Origin of the sequence: Bradyrhizobium sp. 23 (assembly GCF_023073295.1) — a bacterium.
GTDB classification, from domain to species: Bacteria; Pseudomonadota; Alphaproteobacteria; order Rhizobiales; family Xanthobacteraceae; genus Bradyrhizobium; species Bradyrhizobium canariense_D.
Window position 1 is genome coordinate 281,675 of record NZ_JADPJF010000151.1, and the last position, 20,040, is coordinate 301,714.

Genomic DNA, 20,040 nt, shown 5'->3' on the forward strand with positions numbered 1-20,040 from the left:
GCGCCGCTATTCCCAAAACTCCGCATGCCCCTGCGGATCGACCAGCCGGTTGATCCGCAACGCCGCCGCCATGGCGAACCGCACCGTCATCTGCTTGCGCGTGGCCGCAGCGAGCTTGTGCTCGGGCGCCTCGCATTGCAGGTGCGCACCATAGGCATCCGCGATGATCAAGCCGGTATCTTGCGGAAAGATCTCGCAAGGCAGGTCCTGCGTGAAGGCGAAGAACAGCCGGTCGCAATGCGCCCGGTATTCGTGCCATTTCTGATCGGCGCGCAAATCCTCCACCGACGATTTGATCTCGACGATCCAGACCTCGCCGCGTTCGTTCAGCGCGACGAGATCGGCGCGTCGCCCCGAGGGCAGCGGCAATTCGCTGATGCAGGTGAAGCCGAGCGAGCGCAGCAACCGCGCCGTCCCGCGCGCGATCGCCAGCGCCGTCTCGGATTGTCGGCGGTCCGGCGGCGGTACGAGGGCAATGCGGGCGGTGTTGTCCATCGGGGGAGGATAGCCGATTCCTCCGTCGTCGTCCTGGCCTAGTGCGCAATTGCGCACGGGAGCCAGGACCATGACCCCAAGGGATCGTTGGTGCACGAGGGGATCACCACCAGTCCTCGTCAAATTTCGGCCTGTGGTATTCGGTCCTGGATCTGCGCTTCGCTTGTCCAGCACGACGGCGGGGTACGGAACCGCTCTCGCTCTTAACACTTATCACGCAGCCGCCGCACCTCGGCGGAACCACCGAGGCTGCGCGCGCATGATCGACGATCTCTGGTACAAGAACGCCATCATCTATTGCCTGTCCGTCGGCACCTATATGGACGCCAACGGCGATGGCATCGGCGATTTCAAGGGCCTGTTGCGCCGGCTCGATTATCTGCACGGCCTCGGCATCACCACGATCTGGCTGATGCCGTTCCAGACCTCGCCCGGCCGCGACGACGGCTACGATGTCGCGGATTATTACAGCGTCGATGCCCGCTACGGCACGCTCGGCGATTTCGTCGAGTTCACTCATGGCTGCAAGCAACGCGGCATTCGCGTCATCATCGATCTCGTCGTCAACCACACCTCCGACCAGCATCCCTGGTTCAAGGCGGCGCGGAGCGACAGGAATTCGCCCTACCGCGATTGGTATGTCTGGTCCGACAAGAAGCCGGCCAACGCCAATCAGGGCATGGTCTTTCCCGGCGTTCAGAAATCGACATGGACGCGCGACAAGGAAGCCGGCGCCTGGTACTTCCACCGCTTCTACGATTTCCAGCCCGACCTCAACACCTCGAACCCGCGCGTGCAGGCCGAGATTTTGAAGATCATGGGCTTCTGGATCCAACTCGGCGTCTCGGGCTTTCGGATGGATGCCGTGCCTTTCGTCATCGCGACCAAAGGCGCCAAAGTGAAAAAGCCGGCCGAACAATACGACATGCTGCGGACGTTCCGTGAATTCCTGCAATGGCGGCAGGGCGATGCCATCATCCTCGCCGAGGCCAACGTGCTGCCGAAGACGGACATGGAATATTTCGGCCGTGATGCCGACCGCATGCATATGATGTTCAATTTCCAGGTCAACCAGCATCTGTTCTATGCGCTGGCCTCGTCCGATTCCCGCCCGCTGGGGAAAGCGCTGAAGGCGACCAAGCCGCGGCCCGCCTCGGCGCAATGGGGCCTGTTCCTGCGCAATCATGACGAGCTCGATCTCGGGCGATTGACCAAGGCGCAGCGCGACACCGTGTTCAAAAGCTTCGGTCCTGACAAGGACATGCAGCTCTACGACCGCGGCATTCGCCGTCGCCTGGCACCGATGCTCGGTGGCGACCGCCGGCGGCTCGAGCTCGCCTACAGCCTGATGTGCACGCTGCCGGGAACGCCCGTGATCCGCTACGGCGACGAGATCGCGATGGGCGATGATCTTTCGCTCCCCGAGCGCAATTGCGCGCGCACGCCGATGCAATGGTCGACGGAGCCGCATGGCGGCTTCACCACCAGCGACAAGCCGGCCTTGCCCGTCATCGACGAAGGACCGTACGGCTATCCGCACGTCAACGTCGCCAAGCAGCGGCGCGATCCCAACTCGATGCTGAACTGGACCGAGCGCATCGTCCGCATGCGCAAGGAGGTGCCGGAGATCGGCTGGGGCGATTTTTCGATCATCGCGACGCGCGATCCCGCCGTGTTCATCATGCGCTATGACTGGCGCAACAATTCCGTGCTGTTCGTGCACAATCTCGACGAGAAGCCGCGCGAGATCGCGTTCTCGGCGGGGCTGCCAGGCGAGGCCGGCGCGCACCTGATCAATCTGCTCGCGGAGGACCACAGCCACGCCGACAAGCGCGGCCAGCACCGCGTCGTGCTGGAGCCCTATGGCTATCGCTGGTACCGCGTCGGCGGATTGGACTATCTGTTGAAGCGGAGCGATATCGACGGGACGGTGCGAGGGAACAAGCATCCGGGGTAGTCAGTGCGACCACGCACTCCGTTGTCGTCCTGGCGAAAGCCAGGACCCATTACCCCAATAGGTGATTGTTGTACGAAGCTATCACCACGAATCTTCGTCAAACCACTCCCTGGGGCAATGGGTCCTGGATCTGCGCTTCGCCTTGTCCAGGACGACGGTCAGGGTGGCGTGATGATCACGCCCTCGTTGCCGCGCAGATCCAGCACGCCTTCGATCCGCTCTCGCTCGCGATCCAGGAATGTCGACAGCAGAATCTCGCTGCCGAACCTGATCGCGCTGGTGGTGACCGCGATCGGCTCAGGGCCGAGATTGAGCACCACGGTCACCGCCCTGCCCTCGGCCTCGCGGCGATAGATCAGGAGATCGCCTTGCGCGGCAAGCGGATGATAGTCGCCCGCGACCAGCGGCGGACAGCCCTGCCGCAACGCGATCAGACGCTTATAGAGCGTCAGGATCGAACGTGAATCGGCCTCGAGATCGACGACGTTGTTGCGGATGTGATCCTCCGGCAGCGGCAGCCATGGCCTGACGTCCGAGAAGCCGGCGAAGTTGGAAGAATCCCACTGCATCGGTGTGCGGCAGCCGTCGCGGCCGACACCGATGCCGGGCACGTTCTTCTCGAAGGGGTCGCGCACGTCCTCGGGCGCGATCGCGAGCTGATGCATGCCGATCTCGTCGCCATAGTAGAGCGTCGGCGTGCCACGCAGCGTCAGCAGCAGCATGGCGGCGACGCGGGCCTGCTCCGGCCCGACGCGGCTTGCGACGCGTGGACGGTCATGATTGCCGAGCACCCAGTTCGGCCAGGCGCCCTTCGGCAGCGCCTTCTCGTAATCCTCGACGATTTTCTCGATCGAGCGCGCGCTCCAGAAGGTCGAGAGCAGCGCGAAGTTGAACGGCATCTGCGCGCCGGTGAGATCGTTGCCGTAATAGGCCATGAGGCGATGCAGCGGCAGATAGATCTCGCCGATCAGGACGCGGGCATCATAGGCATCCGTGACGCGGCGCATCTCGGCGATGACGTCGTGCACCTCCGGCTGGTCGGTGGAATATTGCGTCATTATCTTTTCGTTCGGCGGCCGGCCCTCGGCATAATGCGGATTGGGCGGGTTGTCGCGGAACTCGGCGTCCTTAATCAGATGCCAGATCACGTCGACGCGAAAGCCGTCGACGCCTTTCTCCAGCCAGAACCGCATCACGTCATAGATTGCCGCGCGGACATCGGGATTGCGCCAGTTGAGATCCGGCTGCTGGGCGAGGAAGGCGTGATAGTAGTATTGGCCGGTGGTCTCGTCGAACTGCCACGCGCTACCGCCGAACTCGGACAGCCAATTATTCGGCACGCCGCCACCCTCGTCCGGGTCGCGCCAGATGTACCAGTCGCGTTTGGGATTGTCGCGCGAGGAACGGCTCTCGACGAACCAGGGATGCTGGTCCGAGGTGTGGTTCGGCACGAGGTCGAGGATCAGCTTAAGGCCGTTGTCGTGCGCGGCGGCGAGAAGCGCATCGAGATCCGCCATCGTGCCGAACAGCGGCTCGATGCCCGTGTAGTCGGAGATGTCGTAGCCGAAATCGGCCATCGGCGAGGGGAAGATCGGCGACAGCCAGATCGCGTCGACGCCGAGCGATTTCACATAAGGTAGCCGCTGCAAAATGCCGGCGAGATCGCCGACACCGTCGCCGTTTGAATCCTGAAAGGAGCGCGGATAGACCTGATAGAAGATGCCGTCGCGCCACCAATCGCTGCCGCCCTGAGCCATGCGGGAAATCCATCCAAAACTGCTTGTTGCGCGGGAGAACGCGGAAGGAGCGCTCCGGTTCAAACCAGCAGGCGAATTGGGACGGCCGTGTGACGATGTCTGCGGTTGTTCCCAGGCCCCGGGGAGAAATCTTTTGCTTGGCGGCATGGCAAAAATCGGCATTGTGGCGCCATGACCGAGCAAAACGAGACACAAGCTGAGGCCAGCGCGAAGGCAGGCGCGATCATCGTCCCCGTGACGCTGTTCGAGCAGAATTGCACCATCATCTGGGACGAGCCTTCCAAGAAGGCCGTGGTGATCGATCCCGGCGGCGACGTGCCGAAGATCCTGGACGCCATCAAGCAGACCGGCGTCACCGTGGAGAAGATCTGGCTCACCCACGGCCATATCGACCATGTCGGCGGCGCGGCCGAACTGCGCGACGAGCTGAAGGTGCCGATCGAGGGCCCGCACGTCGCGGACAAATTCCTGCTCGACAACGTGGTCGAGAGCGGCGCGCGCTTCGGCATGACGGGGGTGCGCAATTTCGAGCCGGACCGCTGGCTCGACGAAGGCGACAGCGTGGCCATCGGCGATCTCCAGTTCGAGATCTATCATTGCCCCGGCCACTCGCCCGGCAGCGTGGTGTTCTTCAACAAGGACTTGCGCTTCGCCCATGTCGGCGACGTCCTGTTCGCGGGCTCGGTCGGTCGCACCGATCTGCCCGGCGGCAGTCACGCGACGCTGATCGACTCGATCAAGACCAAGCTGCTGCCGCTCGGCGACGATGTCGGCTTCATCTGCGGCCATGGCGCCGGCTCGAGCATCGGCCAGGAGCGGATGACAAATCCGTTCATCACCGGCGAGATGTGAGCGCCTATTCCGCGGCGTCTGCGAACGCCGCGGGCTGGCTCAGGTTGCGGTCACCCCATTCGCGGATCGCAGCGACGACGGGCACAAAACTCCTGCCTTATCGGCGCGACGGCCTGAGTTACTTCATCAATCCCGCGGCCGTGAGCGCGCGCGTAATGATCTGGCCGAGATCGAAGCCGCGGGCCTCCTCGCGCTTCGGCTCGGCCGGCTCTTCGGCGATCGCGGCGCGGATCGAGCGCGCCAGATGCGGCGCGGGCGAGCGGGCCGGCGTCGGCTTTGCCTCCGCCTTCTTCGCAGCGTCGGGAATCCAGCCGGTGAGGCCGAAGAATTTGGCGATGTGATAAGACGAGGAGATGCCGGCCTCGATCAGGAACGCGCCTTCCACGCCATAGCGCTGGTCGTTGTCGGCAAGGCCGAGCGGCGTGCCGTGGGCCATGTCGGTGATGGCGTAGGACTCGACGAGCGTCTCGCCGTCCTTGTTCCACCAGGCCTGGCGCGGATAGCCGTCGATGTCAGTTTCCGCCATCGGCGCCTCGGGCAGATCGTGCAGGTCGAGCCATTGCTTGACGATCTCGTTGGCATTGCCGGGATTGACGGTGCGATCGGCGCTGCCGTGCCACACCGAGATCCTCGGCCAGGGCCCGCGATGATTCGAGGCCCGCCGCACCAGATCGCCAAGTTCACGCGCCGGCCGCTCCGGGGAATGAAACATGCCGTCGAGCGCCTCGCGCAGATTGGTCGCGATGCCGTAGGGAAGTCCCGCGATCACCGCACCGGCCGCGAAGACTTCAGGGTAGGTCGCGAGCATCACCGACGTCATGCCGCCGCCGGCCGACAGGCCCGTGATGAAGATGCGCTTGGGATCGACGCGATGCGTTTCCGTCATATGCGCGATCATCTCGCGAATCGAACAGGCCTCGCCACTGTCCCGCGCCGTGTCTTCCGGATGGAACCAGTTAAAGCAGGTGTTGCTGTTGTTGATGCGCTGCTGCTCGGGCATCAACAGCGCGAAGCCGTAGTGCTCGGCGAGCGTCGACCATCCGGCACCGAGGTCGTAGCTTGCCGCCGTCTGGCCGCAGCCGTGCAGCACGACGACGAGCGCGCGCGGCTTCTGCAGTTGCGGCGGCACGAACGCGAACAGGCGCAGATTGCCGGGATTGTCGCCGAAGCCCGTGACCTCTTGCAACGGACTGGACGCATCGGCGCTCCGGCCAAACTCGGCGAAGCGCAATCCGTCCAGCTTTGGCAGACGTCTCAAGAGATCGACATTTCTGGTTAACGACACGGCAGCTCCTAGCAGGCGACGTTCAACGTCCACCCAAACCAAATAGTTGCTGCAGCGCAAAATAAAAAGACCGTGTGCTGTCGATGAGGTGCTAAATCTCAGGAAAGCCTGCAGAAATCAGCACGCATTAACCGCAATGCCTCAACTTCATGCAGATACCCGGCGCATCCACGCCAGGAATGCGGCGCAGATCATGATTAATGTTGCGAACAGTGCGAGCGAGACGAGAAATCCTGCGCGCGCTGATTGCACCGCTTCGACGGCGAAAAACATGGCGCCGATTGCGGCCACTCCGGCCGCATTTCCGACTTGCGCCGTGGTGCCGTACATGCCGGAGGCAGAACCGGCGGCCACAGGCTTCACCGTCGAGAGCACCGCGCCGGAGAGCGGCGCCATCACCAGCCCCTGACCGTAGCCGAACACGATCATGGTGAGCGCGAGCAGGAGCGCGGACGGCGCGTCGACAGAGAACGCGACCAGCGCAAGGGCCGCGAGGCCCGCGATCTGAAGCGCGCAGCCTTCGATCAAGACCCTGGTGCCGCGATGGCGCGCCCGTGCGCCACTATGGCGCGAGGCCACGACGAAAGCGAGCGCGAGCGGAATGAAGGCCATGCCGGCCGCGAGCGGCGGGATTTCAGCCCTCGCTGCATGAACAGCGTCATGACCAGATAGAACGAGAGATTGGCGGAGAAGAAAAAGAACGCCGCGCCAAGGCCGCGCAGGAAAGCGGCGTCCGCCAGCAGCGAGAGATCAATCAGCGGCATGCCGCCGGCGCGTGTCACCGCATGCTCCAGCTTCGGGAACCCCAGGAGGATCGCGGCGCCGACCGCCATCACCAGCCACAGCCACGGTGCCCAGCCGACATCGTGACCCAGCAGCAGCGGACCGATCATGCACAGCAATCCGGCGAACAGGACGATGCTGCCCGTGATGTCAAGCCGTGTGCCGGCGCGATGCGGTGCCGAGGGCATGATGCGCCAGGCCGCCACCGCGATCACGAGACCGCACGGCACATTGACGAAGAACACCGAGCGCCAGCCGGTGCCGGCGAGATCGATCGTGACCAGGAGACCACCGAGCAGAAAGCCCGCGGCACCCGCGAGTCCCAGCACGATGCCGTAGATGGCGAAGGCGCGGTTGCGCTGTTCGTCGGTGAACAGGAGATGCAGCGTCGCCAGCACCTGCGGCACCATCAGCGCGGCGGAGGCACCCTGCGTCAATCGCGCGACGATCAACTCCGAACCGGATCGCGCCAGTCCGCACCACAGCGACGTCAGGGTGAAGCCGAGCAGACCTGCCAGGAACACGTTCCTGGTGCCGTGAATGTCGCCAAGCCGGCCGCCGGTGACGACCAGCGTGGCATAGGCGATCAGGTAGATCGCGATGACGGATTCGATCTGAGCCGGCGACGCCTTCAACTCGACCGCGATGGTGGGAATGGCGACGTTGACCACGAAGGCATCGACGCCGAACATGAACTGGGCGGCCACGACGATCGCCAGCACCCACCAGCGACGCGACGTGTCGACCTGCTTTGTGACGGTTTGATGCATCGGCGCGTGATCCTCGGATGTCCTTGCCGATCATCTCAGACCGCATGCGGCGCCGCGATTACCTCGAAGGTAGGATCCTCGCGCGTTCCGCCTCTCTCAGCGTGCCGGGAGAGGAAGACGACATACGCATGGCTGCATTCCGCCGCGCGGGACATCGCACGATTGCGTTCGCTGTCTCCAGCACGTAGCTTCGCGCCACAAACAAAAAAATGTAAGCCGGAGAGAACGCCATGGCGCGCCTGAAGTTCGGAGCCTTCCTTGCCCCGCATCATCCGATCGGGGAGCATCCGATGCTCCAGTTCCGGCGCGATCTCGACCTGGTCGAGCAGTTGGATAGCCTCGGTTATGACGAGTTTTGGTGCGGCGAGCATCATTCCTCCGGCTGGGAGATGATCGCCTCCCCCGAGATGTTCCTGGCGGCCGCCGGCGAGCGCACCAAGCGGATCAGGCTCGGCACCGGCGTGGTGTCGCTGCCCTACCATCATCCCTACAACGTCGCGCAGCGCATGGTGCAGCTCGACCACATGACCGGCGGCCGCGCCATCTTCGGCTCGGGTCCCGGCGCGCTCGCCTCCGACGCGCATACGCTCGGCATCGATCCGATGACGCAGCGCGACCGCCAGGACGAAGCGATCGGCGTGATCCGCCGCCTCTTCAGCGGCGAGCGCGTCACGGCGAAGAGCGACTGGTTCACCATGAACGACGCCGCGCTGCAGCTCCTGCCGTTGCAGGAGGAAATGCCCTTCGTCGTGGCCTCGCAGATCTCGCCCTCCGGCATGACGCTCGCCGGAAAATACGGAATCGGCATCATTTCGCTGGGTTCGATGACGACTCAGGGGCTGATGTCGCTGCAGCAGCAATGGCAGTTCGCCGAGGACGCGGCGAAAAAGCACGGCACCAAAGTCGATCGCGCGAACTGGCGCGTGCTGCTGACCTGGCACATCGCCGAGACCCGCGAGCAGGCGCGCCGCGAGGCCGGCCCCGGCCTAATGCGCTGGCACAATGAATATAATGTCGGCACGCTGCAACGGCCCGGGCTCACCGCGTTCGCCTCACCCGACGAGGCCGTGGACAAGACCGCTTTCGTCGACGGCGCGGCCTCCGTCATCGGCACGCCCGACGACCTCGTCAAGATGATCAAGAACGTGATGCAGGTCTCCGGCGGAATCGGCGCCGTCATCGGCTTCGTGCACGACTGGGCCAATCCGGAGAACACGCGCCGGAGCTGGGACATGGTCGCGCGCTACGTGGTGCCCGAGATCAACGGCTACATCGACGGCTTGCGCAAGTCGCAAAAATTTGTGATCGAGAACCGCGCGATCTTCGAGCGCGCGGGACAGGCCGTGATGGCCAAGATCATGGAAAACGAAAAGGCCGCCGAGGCGCTGAAGGTGACCGGCGCCGGCCGCGTTGCGATTCCGGCCGTCAATGCGCCGGATTTGCAGAAGGAAGCGGCGAAGCGGTAAGCGCGGAGTCATCGCAGCTGGATTGTGTTATGTTGGCCGGGTCTAGCCAACCGGAGCAATCGTCATGTCGATGCAGAATGTGGCCGCCCCTGCGCACGGCTTCACTCCGCCCAAGCGCAACGAGCTGACCCACATCCCCGGCGACGAAGGCTGGCCGATCATCGGCAAGACCTTCCAGGTGCTCGCGGACCCCAAAGGGCATATCGAGGCGAACGGCGCCAAATACGGCCTCGTCTATCGCACGCATTTCTTCGGCGAGACCAATATCGTGCTGCTCGGCCCCGAGGCCAACGAGCTCGTGCTGTTCGACCAGCAAAAGCTGTTCTCCTCGACCCATGGCTGGAACAAGGTGCTCGGCCTGTTGTTTCCGCGGGGATTGATGCTGTTGGATTTCGAGGAGCACCGGCTGCACCGCAAGGCGCTGTCGGTCGCATTCAAGTCCGGCCCGATGAAGTCGTATCTGAGCGATCTCGACCGCGGCATCGCCGCCCGCGTCGCGCAGTGGAAGGCCAAGCCCGGCGAGATGCAGCTTTATCCGGCGATGAAGCAGCTCACGCTCGATCTCGCCGCCGCGTCCTTTATCGGCGCCGATATCGGGCCGGAGGTCGACGAGATCAACCGGGCCTTCGTCGACATGGTCGCCGCTGCCGTCGCCCCGATCCGCCGACCGCTGCCCGGCACGCAGATGGCGGCCGGCGTCAGGGGACGCAAGCGCATCGTGGCTTATTTCCGCGAGCAGATTCCGCTGCGACGCGGCAATCTCGGCGGTGATGATCTGTTCTCGCAGCTCTGCCGCGCAACCCACGAGGACGGCGCGCTGCTCTCGGAACAGGACATCATCGACCACATGAGCTTCCTGATGATGGCGGCGCACGACACGCTGACCTCGTCGCTGACGTCGTTCATTGGCGAACTCGCGGCAAATCCCGGCTGGCAGGACAAGCTTCGCGCGGAAGTCATGGCGCTGGGGCTCGCCCCTGACGCGCCAAGCAGCTTCGACGATCTCGAAAAGATGCCGCTGTCGGAGATGGCGTTCAAGGAAGCGCTGCGGATCAAGCCGCCGGTGCCCTCGATGCCGCGCCGAGCCGTGCGCGATTTCAGCTTCAAGGGTTTTTCGATTCCGGCCGGCACTGCGATCGGCGTCAATCCGCTCTACACCCACCACATGAAGGACATCTGGCCGGAGCCGGATCGCTTCGATCCGCTGCGCTTCACCGAAGAGGCCCAGCGCAACCGCCACCGCTTCGCCTGGGTGCCGTTCGGCGGCGGCGCGCATATGTGCCTCGGCCTGCACTTCGCCTACATGCAGGCCAAATGCTTCGCGCGGCACTTCCTGCAGAACATCGAGGTGTCGCTGGAGCCCGGCTACAAGCCCGACTGGCAGATGTGGCCGATCCCGAAGCCGCGCGACGGATTGCGGGTGCGGGTGAAGGCGGTTTGAGCATCGCAGTCGTCATTGCGAGCGAAGCGAAGCAATCCAGACTGCGTCCGCGGAAGCGGCCTGGACTGCTTCGTCGCTTCGCTCCTCGCAATGACGAAACTATCCGCCCCCCTGATCGAACGCCTTGCGCAGGGCCACGTAGCCCTGCTGCTGCTGGCTCCAGTTGCGGCCGCCGGTCATCGCGCCGTCGATGACGAGGTCATGGCCGTTGATGAAGCTGGATTCGTCGCTGGCCAGGAACACCGCAGCATGGGCGATGTCATCGGGAAGGCCGGCGCGCGGGATCGGCTGCGCGGTCTTGTAGACCTCGCGCATCACCGCCGGCGTCTTCTCCGCCGCGTCGGTCGAAAGCCCGAGCGCCTTGCCGAAAATGCCGGTCGCGATGGCGCCGGGCGAGATCGAGTTGACGCGGACGTTGGATTCGCCGAGCTCCATCGCCACGCATTTGGTGAGATGGATCACCGCCGCTTTGGCTGCACCATAGACCATCGATGACGAGAAGCCGGCAAGACGGCCGGCGATGCTGCCATTGTTGATGATGCTGCCAGATCCCTGCTTCTTCATGTGCGGCGCGGCGTGCTTCATGCCGAGCATGACGCTGCGCAGCAGGGTCGCCATCGCCGCGTCAAAGCGCTCGACCTCGAGGCCTTCGATGCCGCCGGTCTGCGCCGGACCGCCGGCATTGTTGAACAGGCAGTCGATGCGGCCGAATTTGTCCACCGCGAGCGCGATCACCGCCTGCATCTGCGCTTCGACCGTCACATCCGTCTGGCGGAAGACGCAATTCGCCCCGAGCTGCTTCGCCAGCGCCTCGCCTTCCGGTATGCGCCGGCCCGCGATCACAATTTTGGCACCTTCGGCAACGAAGACTTCTGCAGTCCGCAACCCGATCCCGCTCGTCGCGCCCGTGATCACCGCGACCTTGCCATCCAGCCTGCCCATGGAATGTCCCTGTTTTCGAACCCCTTGACGCCAAATGGCGGACACCGATCGACGACGGCGCCGCGACGGTCGGCGCCGCGGCAGGCACTATTCCTGCCGGCTTCCGACAAGGCAAGCTTTGCTTGGGGCCGGCGACATGCGTAACATTCCTGGCGATCGCTCGATTGTCGAACGCATATCGCGACCGGACTGCGCATGGGGAAGCTGATCGACGAATTCCGCAAGGGCTGGCAGGGCGTGGCACCGCCGTCGCTCGGCCTGAGCCTTGCGTTTGCGGTCGCCTGCCTGCTGGTTGCGACGCTGGCGCGCTGGGCCCTCGCCCATGTGCGGCCCGACGTCTATTTCACGCCGTATTTCCCGGCCGTGTTCTTTGCAGCCGCGTTCGGCGGCTTCCGCATCGGCATCATCACGGCGCTGGTGGGCGGCGTGCTCGGCGTCGTCGTGAATTTCGGCGATGCCTTTGATAACGCGCGATTCGCCCTGCTGGCGCTGTATTGGGCGGTCTGCGCGCTCACCATCTGGGGCGTCGAGCACTATCGCTCGCTCCTCGTCGAGCAGCGGCGGATTTCCAGACGCCTGATCGAGGAAGAAGACTACCGCAAGCTGCTGGTCGACGAGCTCCAGCACCGGCTGAAGAACAAGCTGTCGACGGTGCATGCCGTGCTGCATCAGGTGCTGCACGATCAGCCGCAAATCTGGGCCCGGATCGATCCGCGGCTGCGGTCGCTTGCCGCGACCGACGATTTGATCTCACGGATCGACAAGGCCGGCTGCGACATTCGCGACCTCCTGATCTCCGAGCTCGGCCCTTACGGCCATGTCCGCTTCACGCTCAACGGCGACCGGCTGTTCCTGCCGCCGAAACTTGCGGTCACGCTGTCCCTGATGTTTCACGAACTCGCCACCAACGCGGGGAAATATGGCGCGTTCTCCGCGCCGCGCGGGTTGTTGCAGGTGTCATGGACCGTCAGCGACGATCGCCTGACCGTGACCTGGGATGAAACTGAGGGTCCGAGCGTCGACAAGATCTCCGAGCCGGGTTTCGGCACCAAGCTGTTGAAGTCGGCGCTGTCGGCCTTCGACGGCAAGACTGAGGTTTCCTATCTCAGGACCGGACTTCATTGCACCATGCAATGCCGTATCCCCAAGGACGGTTAGACGCGGCGCCAACGAAACCCGTTCGCGCGCGTCGTTCGCGGTTTCACCGGACGCGTTGACGCCCTGTTAATGACGATAGGCTGCGCGCGTCGCATCGCCGCAAAACACCACCGTAATTCTCCGGGCCCCTTAACCAAACTTAAGAGGGAACCGCGCAAGATCGCGGCCATTGCAAAGGCGCGCTGAAACAACAAGATTCATGACTTCTATGAACGACAACAAATATTCCGGCGCGAGCGAAGCCGAACTCGGATTTCTCAAGGAAATCGTTAGAATGCTGCCTGCCGGCCTGACCGTGCAGGACGCGCAAGGCGAACTTCTCCTGGTCAACGATGTCGCGGCTGCCCAGCTCGGCATGGACGGCAGCCGCCCCTCGCGCGATCTAGCGTCGCGCCTCGAAGCCTGCCGGCAGGCCCTGAGCTCCGGCCAGGCGGTCGTCGCCGAGGAAGCGCTCCACGACGGAGCCGCACGCCAGGTGCTGCTGACCACCCATCGTCCGGTCCGCCTCGACGGACGCGAGCTGCTGATCTCGGCCTCCTCTGACATCACCGAGCAGAAGAATTTCGAAGACCAGCTGTTCCGCTCGGCCTATTTCGACGATCTGACCGGCCTGCCCTCGCGGCGCGTGATCGAGCATCGCGCCACCAGCCTGCTCGCGCAGGGTCGCACGGGCGATCGCTTTGCGCTCGCCTTTCTCGACGTCGACAATTTCAAGCACATCAACGACTATTACGGGCACGCCGTGGGCGACGCCCTGCTGGTCGAACTGTCGAAGCGGCTTGGACGCGGCTTGCGCGACTCGGACATGCTGTCGCGCATCTCCGGCGACGAATTCCTGCTGCTGCTATCGCCGATCCAGAACCAGGAGGAAGTCGCCGAATTCATGCAGTCGACGCTGGAGCGGCTGACCGCGCCGTTCTTCATCGACAATTCGGAAGTGTTCGCCTCAACCTCCGTCGGCATCAGCCTCTACCCCGATCACGGAAGCAGCTTCGAGACACTGCGCCAGAACGCCGACATCGCGATGTACCGCATCAAGAATGACGGCAAGGGATCGGCGGCCTTCTTCGATTCCAGCATGGAACGCGAGGCGCTGGCGCGGATGAAGATCGAGCAGTCGCTGCGGCAGGCCATCCTGGAGAAGCGCTTCTGCTGCGCCTTCCAGTCCAAGGTCGACATCCGCACGCAGGACGTGAAGGGCATCGAGGCCCTGGTGCGGCTGCGCGACGACGAGGGCGTGATCCAGGCGCCCGGCTCGTTCATCAATCTTGCCACCGAACTCGGGCTGATCGACGAGCTGACCCATCTCGTGCTCGCCGAGATCGTCAAGTCGATCGACCTGATCAACGAGACGTTCGGTGCGGAAGCGACCATCAGCATCAACGTCGCGGCCAAGCAGGCCGGCAACCCGGAATTCATGCGCAGCTTTGCCCAGGCGCTCGACGACACCGGCTTTCCGCAGCGCTTCATGATCGAGGTGACGGAAGACGCCTTCGTCGCCAAGAATCATTTCCAGGCCGAGATCCTGCCGATGTTCCGCAAGCTCGGCGTCGCCATCTCGATCGACGATTTCGGCACCGGCTATTCCTCGCTCTCGGCGCTGGCCGACATCACCGCGGACGAGATCAAGATCGACCGCTCCTTCATCACCGATATCCATAAGCGTCCACGCAACCAGGGCATCCTGCGCGCGATCGAATCCCTGAGCGAAGCGCTCGGCATGACCGTGATTGCCGAAGGCATCGAATCCTACGAGGAGCTCGCCTACCTCCAGGCTGCGACCAAGATCCGTTACGCGCAGGGCTATTACTTCTCCCGGCCGATCTTCCTGGAGGAGCTGAAGCTCGCAACGCCCATTTCCAGCGAAGCACGCGCCAGCGTCACAAACCGCTCGACGCAGCAGAACCGGCAGGGCTATTCCCGCGCGAACGGATACCGGCGGTAACCCCGGGCCTGAGTCGTTACTTTGCAAAGCCTGAGCAACCCGTTCCACGGGTGAGGTCAACAATTGCATCTGCCGATTTCTTCGGCAGAAGCGATCCGGCTCGGCCGGGCCGGACAATATCACACATGCCCGTCGCGTGGTCCGCCGGAAGGTGGAATTGCAATGTCCGCACGGTTGTGCAAATCGCTATGGCCAAAGAACTCATCAGGAGGGACCATCGTGCGCCGATCGCTCATCTTAACAACAACCATCCTCGCCCTCGCCGCGGGCACCTCCGCACAGGCCGACGATCTCAAGATCGCGCTGATCTATGGCAAGACCGGCCCGCTCGAGGCCTATGCCAAGCAGACCGAGACCGGCCTGCAGATGGGGTTCGAATACGCCACCAAGGGCACCATGACGCTCGACGGGCGCAAGATCGTCGTCATCACCAAGGACGACCAGGGCAAGCCGGATCTCTCCAAGGCCGCGCTCGCGGAAGCCTATCAGGACGACAAGGTTGACATCGCGATCGGCACGACCTCGTCGGCCGCGGCACTCGCGATCCTGCCTGTCGCCGAGGAAAACAAGAAGATCCTGATCGTCGAGCCCGCGGTCGCGGATCAGATTACCGGCGAGAAGTGGAATCGCTACATCTTCCGCACCGCGCGCAACTCGTCGCAGGACGCGATCTCGAACGCGGTCGCGATCGGCAAGCAGGGCGTCACCGTCGCGACGCTGGCGCAGGACTACGCCTTCGGCCGCGACGGCGTCGCCGCCTTCAAGGAGGCGCTCGGCAAGACCGGGGCGACGCTCGCCGCCGAAGAATATGCCCCGACCTCGACCACCGACTTCACCGCGGTCGGCCAGCGCCTGTTCGACGCGCTGAAGGACAAGCCGGGCCGCAAGGTGATCTGGGTGATCTGGGCCGGCGCCGGCAATCCGCTGGCGAAACTCCAGGACATGGATCCGAAGCGCTACGGCATCGAACTGTCCACCGGCGGCAACATCCTGCCGGCGCTCGCCGCCTACAAGGGCCTGCCCGGCATGGAAGGCGCGACCTATTATTTCTACGCGATCCCGAAGAACCCGGTAAATGACTGGCTTGTCGCCGAGCACCAGAAGCGCTTCAACGCGCCGCCGGACTTCTTCACCGCGGGCGGATTCGCCGCGGCGATGTCCGTCGTCGCCGCCGTCACCAAGGCGAAGTCGACCGACACCGAGAAGCTGATCACGGTCATGGAAGGCCTGGAGTTCGATACGCCCAAGGGCAAGATGATGTTCCGCAAGGAAGACCATCAGGCGCTGCAGAGCATGTATCACTTCAAGGTCAAGGTCGATCCGAATGTCGCCTGGGCCGTGCTCGAGCCGGTGCGCGAGCTGAAGATCGAGGACATGGACGTTCCGGTCAAGAACAAGCGCTGATCTTTCTTCCTTCACCTCTCCCGCTTGCGGGAGAGGCCGGGAGAAGGCTCTGTCCTCTTGGGGTTCTCGCCTGAGGAGACACCCTCTCCCACCCTCTCCCGCAAGCGGGAGAGGGAGCGCAGCCTGATCGCGGACAAATTCTCCTCTCATCATTTGCCAGATCCGCCATGACGCTGACCCTCGAAACCCGCGACCTCACCATCCGCTTCGGCGGCCCTGTCGCGGTCAACAGCGTCACTTGCAGCTTCCGCCCGGGCGAACTCACCGCGATCGTCGGCCCGAACGGCGCCGGCAAGACCACTTATTTCAACCTGATCTCCGGCCAGCTCCGCGCATCGAGCGGCAGCATTCTGTTCGACGGCACCGACATCACCCAGCATTCCGCGCCGATGCGGACGCGCGCAGGCCTGGGGCGCGCCTTCCAGCTCACCAACCTCTTTCCGAATCTGTCGGTGGAGGAAAACGTCCGCCTCGCGGTGCAGGCCGCCAACGGCACTCACTACGACATGTTGCGGCCCTGGATGGTCCGCCGCGATCTGATCGCCCGCGCCGATGCTATCCTGGATCAGGTCGCGCTCGGCGGCCGCCGTGGCGTCGCCGCGACCGCACTGTCGCATGGCGATCAGCGCAAGCTCGAGGTCGCGCTGATGATGGCGCTCGAGCCAAAGGTGTTCATGTTCGACGAGCCGACCGCGGGCATGAGCATCGACGAGGTGCCGGTCGTGCTGAACCTGATCGCGCAGCTCAAGCAGGACAAAAGCAGGATCATTCTCCTGGTCGAGCACAAGATGGACGTGGTGCGATCGCTCGCCGACCGCATCATCGTGTTGCATAACGGGCAGCTTGTTGCGGACGGCAGGCCTGCCGAGGTGATTGCGTCACCGATCGTGCAGGAAGCCTATCTCGGCGTCGCGCCCAATAAAGTTGCAGGGAGCGCAGCATGACCGATCTGTTGAGGCTCTCCGGTGTTCACACTCATATCGGCCGCTATCACATCCTCCAGGGCATCGATCTCGCTGTCGCGCAGGGGCAGACCACGATGCTGCTCGGCCGCAACGGCGCCGGCAAGACCACGACGTTGCGCACCATCATGGGCCTCTGGCAGGCCTCCTCCGGCGAGATCAGCCTCGCCGGCGAGCGCATCGAGAGCCGTGCGACGCCCGACATCGCGCGGCTCGGCGTCGGCTACGTGCCGGAGAGCATGGCGGTGTTCTCCGACCTCACGGTGAAGGAAAATCTGGTGCTGGCGGCGCGCGACGGACCACTCGACGACGCCCAGCTGGACTGGATTTTTGGCTTCTTCCCCGCGCTGCGCCGGTTCTGGCTGTCGCGCGCGGGAAGTCTCTCGGGCGGACAGAAGCAGATGCTGTCGATTGCCCGCGCCATCATCGAACCCCGCAAGCTCCTGCTGATCGACGAGCCGACCAAGGGGTTGGCGCCGGCGATCGTGATGGCGCTGATCGAGTGCCTGAAGGAGATCAAGCGCAAGGGCGCCACGATCCTGATGGTCGAGCAGAATTTCTTTGCCGCCCGCGAGCTCGGCGACAACGTGCTGGTGATGGACAACGGCACCATCGTTCATCGCGGCGAGATGGCGGCCTTGGCCTCAGACGTGCCGCTGCAGGAGCGGCTGCTCGGCCTGAGCCTGGAGACGCATCAATGACCGAGCTCGCCGCAACCGATCCGCTGCCGAAGCCGAAGCGCGACATCGCGCCGATCCTGCTGCCGATCGCGGTCGCCCTGGTGATGATCCCGCTGATCGGCTCGCCCAGCACCTGGCTGACGCTGACGGCCGCGAGCCTCGCGATGGGCATGATGATCTTCATCATGGCCTCCGGCCTGACGCTCGTGTTCGGCCTGATGGACGTGCTCAATTTCGGCCATGGCGCCTTCATCGCGGTCGGGGCCTATGTCGCGACCCTGGTGCTGGCGCCGTTCGCCGCTTCCCTCCAGGCGGATTCGCTGTGGACTAACCTCGCGGTGCTGGCGCCGGCGGCACTGCTGTCGATGGCGGTATCCGGCGCGCTCGGGCTGGTTGTCGAGCGGGTGCTGATCCTGCCCGTCTACGGTCAGCATCTGAAGCAGATCCTGATGACGACGGGCGGCCTGATCGTCGCCGAGCAGACGCTCTATGCGGTGTGGGGGCCGCAGATCATCCCGACGCCGCTGCCGACGTCGCTGCGCGGCTCCTTCATCCTCGGCGACGTCGCGATCGCGAAATACCGCGTGCTGGCGACGCTGATCGGCCTCGCCGTCTTCATCGCGATCCAGCTCGTGCTCAACCGAACCAAGCTTGGCCTTCTGATCCGCGCCGGCGTCGAGAACCGCGAGATGGTCGAGGCGCTCGGCTATCGCATTCGCCGTCTGTTCCTCGGCGTGTTCATGACGGGATCGGCGCTCGCCGGCCTCGGCGGCGTGATGTGGGCGCTGTATCGCGAGCAAGTCCACGCCTCCATGAGCGACGACCTCACCGTCCTGATCTTCATCGTCGTCATCATCGGCGGCCTCGGCTCGATCGGCGGCTGCTTCATCGGCGCGATCCTGGTGGCGATGATTGCCAATTACGGCGGCTTCCTGGTGCCTAAGCTCGCCCTCGTCTCCAATATCCTGCTGATGGTCGCCATTCTGATGTGGCGGCCGCGCGGCCTCTATGCGGTGACCAGCCGATGATGATCCTGTCAGGCGATCCGCCGCGCAGCCGCGTGCTCACGCTCGTTCTCGTCCTCATCATCCTGGCGCTGGTGGCGACGCCGTTCCTGTCTCCCGGGGCGAAGGCGCTGAACGTCGCGGCCAAGATCTGCGTCTTCGCCGCGCTGGTCGCCTCCTACGACCTCCTGCTCGGCTATACCGGCTCGGTGTCATTCGCACACACCATGTTCTACGGGATCGGCAGCTACGCGATCGCGATCGCGCTGTACGGGATGGGCCCGAATTGGGGCGCGGTCGCAACCGGCATCGTGGTCGGCCTGCCGCTTGCCGCGCTGCTTGCGCTTGCGATCGGACTGTTCTCGCTGCGGGTTGCCGCGATCTTCTTTGCCATGATCACGCTCGCGGTCGCATCCGCCTTCCAGGTGCTGGCCTCGCAGCTGTCCTGGCTGACCGGCGGCGAAGACGGGCGCAGCTTTCAGCTGCCCGAGCTGCTCAGGCCCGGCACGGTGCTGATCTCGAAGAACGTGCTGGGATTCGAGGTCAACGGCCGCCTCCTGACCTACTATCTGGTGTTCGCCGTCTCGGCCCTGATGATCCTCGCTTTGCTGCGGGTGGTGAACTCGCCGTTCGGGCGCGTGCTGCAGGCGATCCGCGAAAACCGCTTCCGCGCCGAGGCGCTCGGCTTCCGCACCGTTTTCCACCTGAGCTACGCCAACTGCATCGCCGCACTGGTCGCCGCCGGCGCCGGCATTCTCAATGCACTGTGGCTGCGCTATGCCGGTCCCGATACCTCGCTCAGCTTCTCGATCATGCTGGACATCCTGCTGATGGTCGTGATCGGCGGCATGGGCACGATCTACGGCGCGATCATCGGCGCCACCATCTTCATCCTCGCCCAGAACTATCTGCAGGCGCTGATGGGCGTCGCCTCCAAGGCGGCCTCGGAAGCCGGCCTGCCACTGCTGCCGGGGCTGTTGCATCCAGACCGCTGGCTGCTGTGGCTCGGGCTGCTTTTCATCGCCAGCGTCTACTTCTTTCCGACCGGCGTGGTCGGACGGCTGCGCAATCTCGGCGGCGACAAGAGCGCGAGCGGATCGCATTAACGCGTGATTCATGATGCAGCGCGGCGGCTCGCT

At 64.2% G+C, this 20,040-nt stretch carries 15 protein-coding genes and 1 pseudogene; 11 read left to right on the forward strand and 5 right to left on the reverse strand.

Annotated elements, in window-relative coordinates:
- Nucleotides 1-6: 6 nt before the first annotated feature.
- Nucleotides 7-495 carry an MmcB family DNA repair protein gene (locus tag IVB32_RS38385; protein ID WP_018455876.1) on the reverse strand — a complete coding sequence of 163 codons (489 nt, stop codon included), beginning with the start codon at nt 493-495 and terminating at the stop codon, nt 7-9.
- 259 nt (nt 496-754) lie between these two features.
- On the opposite strand from IVB32_RS38385, the gene IVB32_RS38390 reads away from it, so the two are divergent.
- Nucleotides 755-2,452, forward strand: coding sequence for an alpha-amylase family protein (locus IVB32_RS38390; protein ID WP_018455875.1), 1,698 nt, complete (start codon nt 755-757; stop codon nt 2,450-2,452).
- 158 nt (nt 2,453-2,610) lie between these two features.
- On the opposite strand, the gene IVB32_RS38395 is transcribed toward IVB32_RS38390, so the two are convergent.
- Nucleotides 2,611-4,209 carry an alpha-amylase family glycosyl hydrolase gene (locus tag IVB32_RS38395; protein WP_018455874.1) on the reverse strand — a complete coding sequence of 533 codons (1,599 nt, stop codon included), beginning with the start codon at nt 4,207-4,209 and terminating at the stop codon, nt 2,611-2,613.
- Between the two features lie 171 nt (nt 4,210-4,380).
- Between IVB32_RS38395 and IVB32_RS38400 the strand changes: the two genes are divergently transcribed.
- Nucleotides 4,381-5,061, forward strand: coding sequence for an MBL fold metallo-hydrolase (locus IVB32_RS38400; RefSeq protein WP_018455873.1), 681 nt, complete (start codon nt 4,381-4,383; stop codon nt 5,059-5,061).
- Nucleotides 5,062-5,179: 118 nt separating this feature from the next.
- Here IVB32_RS38400 and IVB32_RS38405 read toward each other — a convergent pair whose 3' ends face one another.
- Entirely contained in the window at nt 5,180-6,346 is a 1,167-nt protein-coding gene (locus IVB32_RS38405; protein WP_026233043.1) for a PHB depolymerase family esterase, read from the reverse strand.
- A gap of 147 nt (nt 6,347-6,493) precedes the next feature.
- A pseudogene (locus tag IVB32_RS38410) lies at nt 6,494-7,899 on the reverse strand (MFS transporter).
- A 230-nt stretch (nt 7,900-8,129) separates the two neighbouring features.
- Here IVB32_RS38410 and IVB32_RS38415 point away from each other — a divergent pair.
- Together IVB32_RS38415 and IVB32_RS38420 are read left to right on the forward strand one after the other, a co-directional pair.
- On the forward strand, nt 8,130-9,365 hold the full coding sequence (locus tag IVB32_RS38415; protein ID WP_018455870.1) for an LLM class flavin-dependent oxidoreductase: 1,236 nt from the start codon (nt 8,130-8,132) through the stop codon (nt 9,363-9,365).
- Between the two features lie 64 nt (nt 9,366-9,429).
- Nucleotides 9,430-10,806: a cytochrome P450 gene (locus IVB32_RS38420; protein WP_018455869.1), complete on the forward strand. Its 1,377-nt coding sequence runs from the start codon at nt 9,430-9,432 to the stop codon at nt 10,804-10,806.
- A 99-nt stretch (nt 10,807-10,905) separates the two neighbouring features.
- Here IVB32_RS38420 and IVB32_RS38425 read toward each other — a convergent pair whose 3' ends face one another.
- The gene (locus IVB32_RS38425) at nt 10,906-11,748 is read right to left on the reverse strand and encodes a glucose 1-dehydrogenase (protein ID WP_018455868.1); all 843 of its coding nucleotides are present in this window, start codon (nt 11,746-11,748) and stop codon (nt 10,906-10,908) included.
- A 195-nt stretch (nt 11,749-11,943) separates the two neighbouring features.
- Here IVB32_RS38425 and IVB32_RS38430 point away from each other — a divergent pair, with 195 nt between their 5' ends.
- The 7 genes from IVB32_RS38430 (at nt 11,944) to IVB32_RS38460 (ending at nt 20,007) form a co-directional block, all read left to right on the forward strand.
- Entirely contained in the window at nt 11,944-12,906 is a 963-nt protein-coding gene (locus IVB32_RS38430) for a sensor histidine kinase (RefSeq protein ID WP_247370526.1), read from the forward strand.
- A gap of 208 nt (nt 12,907-13,114) precedes the next feature.
- A complete protein-coding gene (locus IVB32_RS38435; RefSeq protein ID WP_018455866.1) occupies nt 13,115-14,851 on the forward strand; it encodes an EAL domain-containing protein in 1,737 nt (578 codons plus the stop codon).
- Nucleotides 14,852-15,070: 219 nt separating this feature from the next.
- A complete protein-coding gene (locus tag IVB32_RS38440) occupies nt 15,071-16,255 on the forward strand; it encodes a substrate-binding domain-containing protein (RefSeq protein WP_018455865.1) in 1,185 nt (394 codons plus the stop codon).
- A gap of 167 nt (nt 16,256-16,422) precedes the next feature.
- Nucleotides 16,423-17,199 (forward strand): ABC transporter ATP-binding protein, encoded by a 777-nt coding sequence (locus tag IVB32_RS38445; protein ID WP_247413075.1) that lies wholly within the window; start codon nt 16,423-16,425, stop codon nt 17,197-17,199.
- The gene (locus IVB32_RS38450; RefSeq protein WP_018455863.1) at nt 17,196-17,918 is read left to right on the forward strand and encodes an ABC transporter ATP-binding protein; all 723 of its coding nucleotides are present in this window, start codon (nt 17,196-17,198) and stop codon (nt 17,916-17,918) included. The genes IVB32_RS38445 and IVB32_RS38450 overlap by 4 nt, the downstream gene beginning before the upstream one ends.
- Nucleotides 17,915-18,925, forward strand: coding sequence for a branched-chain amino acid ABC transporter permease (locus tag IVB32_RS38455; protein ID WP_247295907.1), 1,011 nt, complete (start codon nt 17,915-17,917; stop codon nt 18,923-18,925). Before IVB32_RS38450 ends, IVB32_RS38455 begins: the two co-directional genes overlap by 4 nt.
- Nucleotides 18,922-20,007 carry a branched-chain amino acid ABC transporter permease gene (locus IVB32_RS38460; RefSeq protein ID WP_026233042.1) on the forward strand — a complete coding sequence of 362 codons (1,086 nt, stop codon included), beginning with the start codon at nt 18,922-18,924 and terminating at the stop codon, nt 20,005-20,007. Before IVB32_RS38455 ends, IVB32_RS38460 begins: the two co-directional genes overlap by 4 nt.
- Nucleotides 20,008-20,040: the final 33 nt, after the last annotated feature.

What these genes read in the sequence shown, in the direction of transcription:
- IVB32_RS38420 (WP_018455869.1), top strand. Translation starts at nt 9,430, where the DNA reads ATGTCGATGCAGAATGTGGCCGCCCCTGCGCACGGCTTCACTCCGCCC.
- IVB32_RS38415 (WP_018455870.1), top strand. Translation starts at nt 8,130, where the DNA reads ATGGCGCGCCTGAAGTTCGGAGCCTTCCTTGCCCCGCATCATCCGATC.
- IVB32_RS38445 (WP_247413075.1), top strand. Translation starts at nt 16,423, where the DNA reads ATGACGCTGACCCTCGAAACCCGCGACCTCACCATCCGCTTCGGCGGC.
- IVB32_RS38460 (WP_026233042.1), top strand. Translation starts at nt 18,922, where the DNA reads ATGATGATCCTGTCAGGCGATCCGCCGCGCAGCCGCGTGCTCACGCTC.
- IVB32_RS38430 (WP_247370526.1), top strand. Translation starts at nt 11,944, where the DNA reads ATGGGGAAGCTGATCGACGAATTCCGCAAGGGCTGGCAGGGCGTGGCA.
- IVB32_RS38425 (WP_018455868.1), bottom strand. Translation starts at nt 11,748, where the DNA reads ATGGGCAGGCTGGATGGCAAGGTCGCGGTGATCACGGGCGCGACGAGC.
- IVB32_RS38455 (WP_247295907.1), top strand. Translation starts at nt 17,915, where the DNA reads ATGACCGAGCTCGCCGCAACCGATCCGCTGCCGAAGCCGAAGCGCGAC.
- IVB32_RS38390 (WP_018455875.1), top strand. Translation starts at nt 755, where the DNA reads ATGATCGACGATCTCTGGTACAAGAACGCCATCATCTATTGCCTGTCC.
- IVB32_RS38435 (WP_018455866.1), top strand. Translation starts at nt 13,115, where the DNA reads ATGAACGACAACAAATATTCCGGCGCGAGCGAAGCCGAACTCGGATTT.
- IVB32_RS38395 (WP_018455874.1), bottom strand. Translation starts at nt 4,209, where the DNA reads ATGGCTCAGGGCGGCAGCGATTGGTGGCGCGACGGCATCTTCTATCAG.
- IVB32_RS38450 (WP_018455863.1), top strand. Translation starts at nt 17,196, where the DNA reads ATGACCGATCTGTTGAGGCTCTCCGGTGTTCACACTCATATCGGCCGC.
- IVB32_RS38385 (WP_018455876.1), bottom strand. Translation starts at nt 495, where the DNA reads ATGGACAACACCGCCCGCATTGCCCTCGTACCGCCGCCGGACCGCCGA.
- IVB32_RS38400 (WP_018455873.1), top strand. Translation starts at nt 4,381, where the DNA reads ATGACCGAGCAAAACGAGACACAAGCTGAGGCCAGCGCGAAGGCAGGC.